Raw genomic sequence first — 10,465 nt, 5'->3', positions numbered from 1 at the left:
CTTAAAATTTTAAAAAGGAAAGAATTTGTTTCAAGTAGAGTTCGTCGGTGGTATCAAATGAATTTAGTGTATCACTGTCCACATCTAACACACCACAGACATTATTTTTTGAATTCACTAATGGAATAACGATTTCGCTTTTGCTTAGTGCGCTACAGGCAATATGTCCCGGAAACTGCTCTACATCGGGAACAATTACGGTTTCATTCTTTTCCCAGGAAGTGCCGCAAACGCCCTTGCCCTTATGAATGCGTGTGCATGCAACGGGTCCCTGAAACGGTCCGAGTACCAATTGGTCTTCTTTCACAAGATAAAACCCCACCCAAAAAAAATCAAAACTCTGTTTTAAAGCAGCACAAATATTCGCAAGATTTGCAATAACATCTGCTTCATCTTCCACCAAAGCTCTGATCTGGGGAAGAAGTTCTTTGTATTTATCTTCCTTTGTAGTTGCTTTAAGTATAAGATCTTCTGCCATGATGTAAATTTATAGAAACTCAAAGGATTTTTTGCCCAAAGACTCAGAGATTGCAAAGAAAATATAAAAAAAAATCAACATGCTAAATTGTTCGCTTTCGTCTGGATTTTTTTTGCGCAGAGACGCAAGGGGCGCAAAGAGAATATAGAAAGCATCTACATACTAAATTTATCAATCCACCTGAATTTTTAGCGCAGAGACGCAAGGAGCGCAAAGAGATTATAAAAAAACAAAAAGTCGGTATCTATGAGGATATAGCGTATAGTTGCTCTTTCGCGGTGTAAAACACCAAAAAAACTTTACCGTCATCAGGATGATTTTATATCTTTATTATGAATGAGGAAGATATTTTTAATTTCATTTTTGTGTTTAGCTCTTAGTTCTTTGGCCCAAACCATTGAATCAAGTAGTCATTCTACAACAGGGTATGTACGTGCTGATGGAACTGTCGAAAATAGCAGTCACGCTACCAAAGGCTATATACGCAAAGACGGCACTATTGAAAACGCCTCACACACAACTATTGGATACATCAGATCGAATGGCACCATCGAAAATAGCAGTCACAGTACTGTTGGTTACGTGCGGGCTGACGGTACAATTGAAAACGCATCGCATTCTACACAAGGATATGTACGCAAAGATGGAACGGTAGAAAACGCTTCACACAGTACCATTGGTTACGCCCGAAATGTAGATCCGGAATGGGCGGCGCTTGTATTTTTCTTTTTTAAATTCGATTAAAAATCCTGCCACAGATGGCCAGGCCCCAGAGATTGGCTTACTATTGAAATAAAGGAAAAAATAATTCCTGTTTCCAGGGCAGCTTAGGTTTCATTGTGGAATCAATGTATCCTATAGCTATCCGATCTTTGGATAATGTGAGAATGAGTGGTAAATCAAACGACAATAATCCAAAAAAACTAAATCCAGGCAGCCTTCCTTATCGTATCTTTGTAATAAGTATAAATTAATCCTATTTTACCGCCCTATTTGCCACACACAACCAGGGAAAAATCAGATTAAGCACTGCGCACACGGTGAATGCTTAAACCGCACTTAGAGTATAGACAAAATGAAAAATATAAAAGAGTTTTTAGAGTCAGGCATTCTCGAATTATACATTCTGGGCTTAACTTCTGAGGAAGAAAATCTTTCTATCAGGAAGTGGGCAACTTCGTATCCAGAAATTCATGAAGAACTAGATGCTATTACGGAAGCTCTGCTAACGGTAGCCCAGGAAAAAGTACCAGCTCCTAAAAGCGATGTCAAAGCACTTTTAATGGGCACTATAGATTATACAGAACGTTTAACGCTTGGTGAAGCACCGGCTTTTCCACCTGAATTGTCTGAAAAATCAACAGCGGAAGACTTTTCAGAGTGGTTAATGAGAAAAGACCTCGATCTTTCAGAAAGTACAGAAGACATTGAACTTAAAATTATTGGTCACGAAGTTTCTAAAATGACTGCGATTGTCAGATTAGTAACCTCAACTCCTTACGAAATACACGATAAAGAAATTGAAAAATTCCTGATTCTTGAAGGCAGTTGCGATATTGTTACTGATCAAAAGACATATTCATTAGTAGCAGGAGACTATTATGCAGTTCCTCTGAATTTAGGACACATTGTAAAGGTGACTTCTGATAAACCTTGTTTGATTATTCTGCAGCGTGTTGCGGCCTAATTGCCAGACATCACACTAGCAATTGCAGCCCATCCATAGCCAACTCAATATTAGCCGGCAGTTCTTTATTCAATGCTTCATGCAATCCCAACTGATGCGAAATATGCGTGAAGTAGGCCTTTTTAGGTTTTAATTCCTGAACCATAGCAATCGCTTCCTCAAAAGTAAAGTGAGAAATATGTGGTTCCCTGCGCAGTGCGTTCAAAACAAGAACATCCAGGTTTTGTAATTTTTTCTTTTCCGTTTCTGCAATAAAATTAGCGTCGGTGATATAAGCGAAATTATTTACGCGAAATCCTTTTACAGGCAGCTTATAATGCAAAACATTAATGGGCTCCAAAACAATATCATTTACGGCAAAAGTTTCGTTATTAAATTCATAAAGATCAATTTCGGGAATACCAGGATATTTTTCATCAGCAAAAATATAAGCAAATTCACGTTTTAAAGCCTGTTGTACACGCTCCGTGGCATACACAGGCATTCGCATTTTATGAATAAAATTAAAAGCTTTCACTTCATCCAATCCTGCAATATGATCTTTGTGCTCATGCGTAAATACAACTGCATCTAACTTTTTAGTTTTTTCACGCAGCAATTGTTGTCTGAAATCCGGTCCTGAATCGATAACAATTCTTGTTTTTTCAGTCTCTATTAAAATAGAAGAGCGTAAACGTTTATCGCGTGAATCTTCGCTGCTGCAGACTTCGCAATGACATCCGATCATGGGAACTCCCTGTGAAGTACCTGTTCCTAAAAAAGTAATTTTTAGTGGCATAAATAGTTAATCTTCCGTTACAGCCACATTGATTTCGAGGTCTTCTTTGTTACGAATATGAACCGGAACGCCACCAACCACTGTGTAAGGAGGATCAATGCCAAAATCATAACCGAATCCGTACAAATAGTAGTCGCCCTTGTAACACTTAAAAGAATAATTACCATTTTCGTCGGCACGTATTTTATCGTCGTAAGCCGTAGTGTCAGATCCGGGAAATTCTTTTGTATTAAATTTAATAAAGACTGTTGCTCGGGCAATTGGTTTAGAGTGATGAGCCACAACTCCACTCACAGTTGACTTCCCTCCCAGTTGATTTTTTTTGCAGGAAAAACTGATACCGATAATAAGCAGGGCGCTGAGAAAAAATAATTTGTTCATAGTAGTACTTACTTTTTTTAGTGATTAGGATCTGCAAAACGCTGATCTTTTATCAATTCAAAATCGCTGAGGGTATGCAGAAAGGAAATGATATCTTTTTTATCCTGTGGAGTAAGAGGCAGAGGATTTTTTAATAACGGATCAAGATTCTCTGTCTGCTTCGCCGGATTGGTATAGTGATCGAGGCATTGTTCTAAAGTAGCGAAACGCCCATCGTGCATATAAGGATCAGTAAGCGCCACGTTACGAAGACTTGGCGTTTTAAATTTATAACGGTCTTCAGGAAGTGATGTTACATGAGCCCTGCCACTATCTTTGTAAACCCGGCTAATCGCTAAGCCATTACTCCTGAACTCAAAATCCGAAAATAACGGTTCTTTATGACACGAAGCACAATTAGCCTGAAATAAGCCATATCCTCTTTCTTCTTCAGAAGTTAACTGAACATTTTTTTCGTGACGTTTATACTGATCGAACTTACTGTTTGAAGAAGTTATTAATCCCATAAACTGAGCCAAAGATTTTAAAAGTCTCTGACCTGTTATAACTTCATCACCATAAGCATTTTTAAAAAGGCTGCGGTATTTTTGTGAAGACTGCAACTTAGCAATTACCGAAGGAATCTGTTCTGCCATTTCCAGCGTGTTGGTAATGGGAGCTACAGGCTGTAACTCAATGTGACTACTTCCTCCATCATACATAAAGGTGGGATGCCACGCCAGGTTAAAAAGTCCGGGACTGTTTCGTGTACCCTCGCGCTCCACGCCATCTACAACCACCCCGTGACTTGTAATATGACCTTTATTGGCAAACGCAGCGAAGTCCTGGTGACAAGTGCCGCAGGATATAGAGTTTGTAACACTCAGCATGGGCTCATAAAATAAAGCACGGCCTAAAATAAAACGATCCTGCGTAATCGGATTCTCTTCAAAATTATAATGCGGTTGCGGCCACCCTTCAGGCACGGTTAGTACAAGGTTGTCGGCAACAGGAATTTTAGGATCTACTTTACAGGAAATCACTGAAACTATAAGAAGAGATGCAAGTATGAATTTTTTGATCATTAATTTTTGATACTACCGTATTTAATCATATCCGCATAATTATCAGCGATGGTTTTTGCGATCTTTGTGCCTGCTGATTGCGCGTTCGAATTTACAGAGAAAGCTATTAAAGCCGGACTTTTAAACATCTCATTTACATCTACGTTCAAATGCAATGTCGGTGTAGAAGTCTTTGTAACATTTGCCTCAGCTGCTACAAAATCGATATTTATTTCGCGCTGTGTTTTATAGACACCGCTTGCCCCACCCATGTGAAAAGTAATACTTTTTGTAGCTGACGAATCGGATGTACCTTCTAACTTCAGAAAAATATAACCCTGGTTCCAGCCCCAGTACATATCAGAAGCATAATTAACGTCAAGACCACCAGACTGCGCCCCTGATTTATTGCGCGCACTGTCAACACCTAAAATCAAACGAATTGCCTTATAAGAACCTTCGGGAACACCTTTTAGTTTAATTGTGCGCGTTGTATCATCTGCCTGCTCGATTATCTGGTATTGATTGGCAATTGTGATTTTTGAATTATCATTTTTAGTAAGAACAATGTTGCTGATATAATAATTGAATTTGCTAATGGTATAAGGATCACCATGTGGATTTTTATACATCTTACCATACTCTAATGGATCAGAATCCACCATATTATGAAACTCAACCTTCATGGTACCGGTTGCCGAAATTGTGGAAGATCCTCCAGCTATTGGCGCTGGCACTCCAGGGTCTTCAACTGTTTTTTTATCTTTTTCGCAAGAAGGAAACACCAACATTGCAGGAAGCACAAACACGATAACTTTGAATAAATTTTTCATAGAATAAGAGATTTATAAAGATACTTAAAAAAATACCTGAGTACAATTATCGGAGCTAAATGTTTGATAAGTTGCAGGTCTTATTGCTTAAGTGGTTTCAAATTATGCTCTAAGCACGTCAAGCTTTTTAATTCTTTTTCTTTGTATACTGATTATCAGTATTTTAAGCCTGTAACAGAACCCGCCCTATTTTTTAAAAATTTCTATCTTTGCGCCCTAACTAATTTAAAATAAAGAATGACGTATTTGGATTTTGAAAAGCCAATTCAGGAGATGGAAGCCGAATTAATAAAGCTTAAGGAAGTAGCTTCTAAAAGCAAAGTTGATTTATCGGACAAAATCAAAGAGTTGGAAATGCACATGGACGAGAAGACGCAGGAACTTTATTCGAACCTGAGCGCCTGGCAAAGAGTACAGGTAAGCCGTCATCCTGAAAGACCCTACACTTTAGCTTATATAGATGCGGTTTCCAACAAAAGTTTTATGGAGCTGCATGGCGACAGAACTGTGGGCGATGACAAAGCTATGGTTGGTGGATTTGGAGAGATTGACGGACAAACAGTAATGTTCATAGGTCAGCAAAAAGGTATCAATACAAAAATGCGCCAGATCAGACGTTTTGGAATGGCCAACCCCGAAGGCTATCGTAAGGCCCTACGTCTTATGAAAATGGCTGAAAAATTTAATAAACCCATCGTTACTTTTATTGATACACCGGGTGCTTATCCCGGGCTGGAAGCTGAAGAACGCGGACAAGGAGAAGCCATTGCCCGTAATCTTTTGGAAATGGTTCAGTTAAAGGTTCCGGTAATTTGCATTATCATTGGCGAAGGAGCCAGTGGAGGTGCATTGGGAATTGGTATTGGCGATAAGGTTTTAATGTTGGAAAACACCTGGTACTCTGTAATTTCTCCCGAATCTTGTTCGTCTATTTTATGGAGAAGCTGGAACTTTAAAGAAAAAGCCGCTGAAGCATTAAAATTAACTTCGCACGACATGAGTAAAAATGGTTTGATTGATGGCATCATCCCTGAACCCCTTGGAGGAGCTCACCGCAACCATGAACTGATTTTTGCAACCGTAAAAGAAGAAATTAAAAAACATCTGGCAACTTTGGGGAAATTAAAACCAGAGGAACGCATAGATCAACGTATTGAAAAATTCTCAGCAATGGGGGTAGTTCACGACCTTTCTGAAGAGGATCTCTAATTAGAAAAATTAATATCATAAAGCTTAACCCCGATAGCTATCGGGAATAAATAAAAATTAAAATAAAAAAACATGGCAGATACAGGCGACATCAATGTAGGTTCAATCATCCGCTTTAACGGAGAACTGGTTCAAATTACAGACTACCAACACCGCACTCCCGGTAACTTACGTGCTTTTTACCAGGCTAAAATGCGTAACTTAAAAAATGGCAAACAAACAGAAAACCGTTTCAGAAGCGGTGAAAGCGTAGAAGTTGTACGTGTGGAATTTCGCATGATGCAATTTATTTATACCGAAGGAGAATTTGCTGTGGTAATGGATAATGAGTCTTTTGAACAAGTGCATATTCCTTTGTTAATGTTTGGTGATAGCGGACGTTTCTTAAAAGAAGGTATGGAAGTAAAGATCAGCTTTGAAGGCGATGATGCTATCCTCGCTGAAGCTCCGACTTTTGTAGAGGCTCAGATTACCTATGCAGAACCAGGATTAAAAGGCGATACAGCGACTAACACATTAAAACCTGCAAAAATTGATACCGGTACAGAAATTCGTGTTCCTTTATTTTTAAACGAAGGCGACTGGGTGAAAATCGACACCCGCACAGGTGAATATGTTGAACGTATTAAGAAATAAGTTTTATAGTTAATAGTTTTTAAGCAATAGATTAGACTTAGGATTTTAAAACAAAAAGCGGAAGATGTCTCTTCCGCTTTTTTAATTAATAACAATCCGAATAAATATCCCGAAACCCCTTAGTGCTTCATCTTATCTTTAAAGATCTTTTCAAATTTCTCCACCTTTGGTTGAATTACAAATTTGCAATAGCCCTGTTCGCCATTTTGATTGTAATAATTTTGATGGTAGTCTTCTGCCACGTAAAATTTCTCAAAAGGAACTATCTCTGTAACAATGGGATCAGGATAAACCTTTGCCGCATTTAATTCGTTTTTATATTTCTCTGCTTTTTCTTTCTGCTCAAGCGTATGATAAAAAATAGCCGAGCGGTATTGGGTTCCGTGATCATTACCTTGTTGATTTAGAGTAGTTGGATCGTGAGTCTTCCAAAAAACCTCTAATAATTCATCAAAGCTCAATTTACTTTTATCGTATACGATCTCCGCTACCTCAGCATGTCCTGTTGTTCCATTACAAACTTCGCGATACGATGGATTTTTCACATGTCCCCCACTGTAGCCACTCTTTACGCTAATTACGCCATTCAGACGTTGAAATACTGCTTCGATGCACCAGAAACAACCTGCTCCGAAAGTTGCTGTATCTATGCCTGAATTTATGGCCGGAATGTTTGGGGTTTTAGTGCTTGTTTCTTCTGTTTTCATACTTAGTTTTTTTGTTTCCTGTGGTTTATTCTGTCCGCATGCGGTGATAAAAAAAATAGCTGCAACCATCGTTACAGCTATTTTTATGCCTGATAGGTTTTTCATGCTCTTACTTACGATTTTCCTCAGTGCTTGGTTCTGTTCCTGGCTCAACAATTTCAAAAACTTTATTCGCTTTTGGTTTTTTTGGCTTCTTAGGCTTTCCGCCTTTTTCGCGTCCAACAATATCATAGTATTTTTTAATCTTATCGTTTTTTGTAATCTTGACAGTTCCATCCAGATCCCATTCAACTGAAGTAAAATTTATCATCACTGTTTGATTGTCTTCGTTGGTTGCTGACGACTCAACTTCTAACCAACGTACTTCTGTGTCTGTAGAATCGGTAAAAATAGAATCTTTGTTAATACGGTAACGCATCCATTTGTAACCAAATTTTTCATTTAAAAAATCGCTGAAAACTTTCCCTTCTTTAAAATAAAATTTATCGGCAATCCCTTTTTTCCCCGCTTTTACGGGAACTCCATCTTTCAATTCATCCAACATGATGTTAAAAGTTCTTTTATGTAAAGAATCTTTCTCACCTTTAAATGCTGCAAGGGTTAATAAGAGAACAATACCCAAAACGCCCGTTCGGAAAGAAGTTGCTTTTAATTTACTCATAACAATTTTTGTAGAAATTTTATACGTAAAAATAGGAATTTATTATTTACTTAACCGTTAAATATAATTAATATAAATGCAGCCTTTAGCCGAACGTATACGCCCCAAAACCCTCGACCAGTATATAGGTCAGCAACACATCATAGGTTCAAACAGCGCCCTGCGCAGCGCCATAAAACAAAACCTGTTGCCTTCCCTTATTCTATGGGGTCCTCCGGGTGTTGGTAAAACCTCTCTGGCACTTATTATTGCTGCAGAATTAAAACGACCATTTTACATGTTAAGTGCTATTAACAGCGGGGTAAAAGATGTGCGTGAAGTGATTGAAAAGGCAAGCGACAATAATTTATTTAATCAAAGTAAACCTGTTTTATTTATAGATGAGATTCACCGTTTTAGCAAATCGCAACAAGATTCGCTGTTAGGTGCGGTAGAAAAAGGTGTGGTGACTTTAATCGGCGCCACTACAGAAAATCCTTCTTTTGAAGTAATTCCCGCTTTATTATCGCGCTGTCAGATTTATGTTTTAAAATCTTTGGAAGAACAAGAACTTGTAAGTCTTTTACAGAACGCTATCCGTGATGATGAGTATTTGTCTGCGAAAAAAATCGATCTACAAGAGCATGAGGCGTTAGTGCGGGTAAGTGGCGGAGACGCGCGGAAACTTTTAAATGCTCTTGAAATTGTAGTAAACAGTTCTGCTTCAGCCGAGATTATTATAACCAACGAACTTGTTTTAAATACCATTCAACAAAACCTTGCTTTATATGATAAAAATGGAGAACAACATTACGATATTATCTCTGCGTTTATAAAATCAATCAGGGGAAGTGATCCCAACGCCGCGCTCTATTATCTTGCGCGCATGCTAAAAGGCGGTGAGGATCCTTCTTTTATAGCCAGAAGACTCTTAATCCTGTCGAGTGAGGATATTGGTAATGCAAATCCGAATGCTTTATTGCTTGCCAATAATTGTTTTAACGCGGTAAAAGTAATCGGCATGCCTGAAGCCAGGATTATCCTTGCGCAGTGCGTTACTTACTTAGCCTGCAGTGCAAAGAGCAACGCCAGCTACATGGGTATTGCAGAAGCTTCTGCTGCCGTAGATCAAACCGGCGATCTTCCTGTGCCTTTACAATTGAGAAATGCTCCTACAAAACTCATGAAGAATCTTGATTATGGAAAAGATTACAAATACGCTCACTCGTTTGAAAACAACTTTGCAGAACAAGAATTTTTACCTGAAGAATTAAGCGGGAAAAAATTTTATGAGCCCGGTAACAACGCGCGTGAAGCAGAACAGAGGGCTTATCTCAAAAAGTTGTGGCAGGAGAAGTATGGGTATTAACTAATGGAAAGTGTAGGAAGTGAGATGGACAATGTGTGTAAAAAGAAACATTTGCCGCTTTGCAGCATTACCTATAATTACCACTCGTCTTCGGCCTTTTTATCGGTAGCTATAACAGACATCCCGACTTTTAAATCACTCGCAACAAGACCTGCGCCGCGCATCATCTCGCCCTTTAATCTTTTCCAAATAATATCGTTCATGCCCATGCTTCCGCAATCAGGAACCACGTTATCAACGCTTCCGCCGTTAACATTTCCACTTTTACTGATGTGTTTAATATCAGAGATGGTGTAACGGTACTTACTGTCTTTGCATTCGATCACCACTTTCATGGTAACTTTACCGGTGTAATCTACCTGCGGATTAAGCTCTTTAGGTTTTACCGGAAAACTGGCAACACATTCCACTTTAGTTCCCGTTGTGGTTCCTGCAGATTTTTTATACTTCAGACTTTCAACTTTTATCCAGGCTACAGCACGCTTTACAAGTTCGCCGCCGGCTAATGAATCTGTCGGAATAACTTCCGTTATTTTGGTTTCTACTTTTTTATTCGCAAACTCATCTTCTTGTTTCGCAGGCTCAGGCGTTTGTGCGAAAGCAAACGAAGAAATAAAAATAAATGCCGCAATAAGGATGTTTAGTTTAAAATTCTTTGCCATTGTTTTTGTGTAATATACCTCGGTATAATTTAAGGCTACGAA

13 protein-coding genes are annotated in these 10,465 nt (G+C 38.6%); 5 read left to right on the top strand and 8 right to left on the bottom strand.

What is annotated here, in order from left to right:
- Position 1: 1 nt before the first annotated feature.
- A complete protein-coding gene (locus CNR22_17540; GenBank protein PBQ33502.1) occupies positions 2-478 on the bottom strand; it encodes a diguanylate cyclase in 477 nt (158 codons plus the stop codon).
- 336 nt (positions 479-814) lie between these two features.
- Between CNR22_17540 and CNR22_17535 the strand changes: the two genes are divergently transcribed.
- Both CNR22_17535 and CNR22_17530 read left to right on the top strand, forming a co-directional pair.
- Positions 815-1,222: a hypothetical protein gene (locus tag CNR22_17535; GenBank protein ID PBQ33501.1), complete on the top strand. Its 408-nt coding sequence runs from the start codon at positions 815-817 to the stop codon at positions 1,220-1,222.
- 331 nt (positions 1,223-1,553) lie between these two features.
- On the top strand, positions 1,554-2,165 hold the full coding sequence (locus tag CNR22_17530) for a hypothetical protein (GenBank protein PBQ33500.1): 612 nt from the start codon (positions 1,554-1,556) through the stop codon (positions 2,163-2,165).
- Between the two features lie 10 nt (positions 2,166-2,175).
- Here the strand turns inward: CNR22_17530 and CNR22_17525 are convergent, their stop codons facing one another.
- The 4 genes from CNR22_17525 to CNR22_17510 are packed head-to-tail and all read right to left on the bottom strand — an operon-like array spanning position 2,176 to position 5,200.
- Positions 2,176-2,943 carry an MBL fold metallo-hydrolase gene (locus CNR22_17525; protein PBQ33499.1) on the bottom strand — a complete coding sequence of 256 codons (768 nt, stop codon included), beginning with the start codon at positions 2,941-2,943 and terminating at the stop codon, positions 2,176-2,178.
- Between the two features lie 6 nt (positions 2,944-2,949).
- Complete coding sequence (locus CNR22_17520) at positions 2,950-3,324, bottom strand: hypothetical protein (protein PBQ33498.1); 375 nt, start codon at positions 3,322-3,324, stop codon at positions 2,950-2,952.
- A gap of 17 nt (positions 3,325-3,341) precedes the next feature.
- A complete protein-coding gene (locus tag CNR22_17515; GenBank protein ID PBQ33497.1) occupies positions 3,342-4,388 on the bottom strand; it encodes a cytochrome-c peroxidase in 1,047 nt (348 codons plus the stop codon).
- The gene (locus CNR22_17510; GenBank protein ID PBQ33496.1) at positions 4,388-5,200 is read right to left on the bottom strand and encodes a hypothetical protein; all 813 of its coding nucleotides are present in this window, start codon (positions 5,198-5,200) and stop codon (positions 4,388-4,390) included. Before CNR22_17510 ends, CNR22_17515 begins: the two co-directional genes overlap by 1 nt.
- A gap of 237 nt (positions 5,201-5,437) precedes the next feature.
- Here CNR22_17510 and CNR22_17505 point away from each other — a divergent pair, with 237 nt between their 5' ends.
- Together CNR22_17505 and efp are read left to right on the top strand one after the other, a co-directional pair.
- The gene (locus tag CNR22_17505) at positions 5,438-6,409 is read left to right on the top strand and encodes an acetyl-CoA carboxylase carboxyl transferase subunit alpha (GenBank protein PBQ33495.1); all 972 of its coding nucleotides are present in this window, start codon (positions 5,438-5,440) and stop codon (positions 6,407-6,409) included.
- A 72-nt stretch (positions 6,410-6,481) separates the two neighbouring features.
- Positions 6,482-7,045: an elongation factor P gene (gene efp, locus CNR22_17500; GenBank protein PBQ33494.1), complete on the top strand. Its 564-nt coding sequence runs from the start codon at positions 6,482-6,484 to the stop codon at positions 7,043-7,045.
- A gap of 119 nt (positions 7,046-7,164) precedes the next feature.
- Here the strand turns inward: efp and msrA are convergent, their stop codons facing one another.
- Positions 7,165-7,839 (bottom strand): peptide-methionine (S)-S-oxide reductase, encoded by a 675-nt coding sequence (msrA, locus tag CNR22_17495; GenBank protein ID PBQ34941.1) that lies wholly within the window; start codon positions 7,837-7,839, stop codon positions 7,165-7,167.
- 22 nt (positions 7,840-7,861) lie between these two features.
- A complete protein-coding gene (locus CNR22_17490; GenBank protein PBQ33493.1) occupies positions 7,862-8,413 on the bottom strand; it encodes a hypothetical protein in 552 nt (183 codons plus the stop codon).
- A 76-nt stretch (positions 8,414-8,489) separates the two neighbouring features.
- Here CNR22_17490 and CNR22_17485 point away from each other — a divergent pair, with 76 nt between their 5' ends.
- Positions 8,490-9,761, top strand: a complete 1,272-nt coding sequence (locus CNR22_17485) for an AAA family ATPase (GenBank protein ID PBQ33492.1) — start codon at positions 8,490-8,492, stop codon at positions 9,759-9,761.
- A gap of 77 nt (positions 9,762-9,838) precedes the next feature.
- On the opposite strand, the gene CNR22_17480 is transcribed toward CNR22_17485, so the two are convergent.
- Positions 9,839-10,423, bottom strand: coding sequence for a hypothetical protein (locus CNR22_17480; protein ID PBQ33491.1), 585 nt, complete (start codon positions 10,421-10,423; stop codon positions 9,839-9,841).
- Between the last annotated feature and the right edge of the window lie 42 nt (positions 10,424-10,465).

Source organism: Sphingobacteriaceae bacterium, assembly GCA_002319075.1.
GTDB lineage: Bacteria > Bacteroidota > Bacteroidia > B-17B0 > Aurantibacillaceae > Aurantibacillus.
Note: the sequence above shows the minus strand (reverse complement) of the source record. Positions and strands in the feature narration are given on the sequence as shown.

Coding starts and splice junctions, on each gene's coding strand:
- efp (PBQ33494.1), top strand. CDS start 6,482: ATGGCAGATACAGGCGACATCAATGTAGGTTCAATCATCCGCTTTAAC.
- CNR22_17510 (PBQ33496.1), bottom strand. CDS start 5,200: ATGAAAAATTTATTCAAAGTTATCGTGTTTGTGCTTCCTGCAATGTTG.
- CNR22_17490 (PBQ33493.1), bottom strand. CDS start 8,413: ATGAGTAAATTAAAAGCAACTTCTTTCCGAACGGGCGTTTTGGGTATT.
- CNR22_17505 (PBQ33495.1), top strand. CDS start 5,438: ATGACGTATTTGGATTTTGAAAAGCCAATTCAGGAGATGGAAGCCGAA.
- CNR22_17515 (PBQ33497.1), bottom strand. CDS start 4,388: ATGATCAAAAAATTCATACTTGCATCTCTTCTTATAGTTTCAGTGATT.
- CNR22_17530 (PBQ33500.1), top strand. CDS start 1,554: ATGAAAAATATAAAAGAGTTTTTAGAGTCAGGCATTCTCGAATTATAC.
- CNR22_17525 (PBQ33499.1), bottom strand. CDS start 2,943: ATGCCACTAAAAATTACTTTTTTAGGAACAGGTACTTCACAGGGAGTT.
- CNR22_17480 (PBQ33491.1), bottom strand. CDS start 10,423: ATGGCAAAGAATTTTAAACTAAACATCCTTATTGCGGCATTTATTTTT.
- CNR22_17520 (PBQ33498.1), bottom strand. CDS start 3,324: ATGAACAAATTATTTTTTCTCAGCGCCCTGCTTATTATCGGTATCAGT.
- CNR22_17535 (PBQ33501.1), top strand. CDS start 815: ATGAGGAAGATATTTTTAATTTCATTTTTGTGTTTAGCTCTTAGTTCT.
- CNR22_17540 (PBQ33502.1), bottom strand. CDS start 478: ATGGCAGAAGATCTTATACTTAAAGCAACTACAAAGGAAGATAAATAC.
- CNR22_17485 (PBQ33492.1), top strand. CDS start 8,490: ATGCAGCCTTTAGCCGAACGTATACGCCCCAAAACCCTCGACCAGTAT.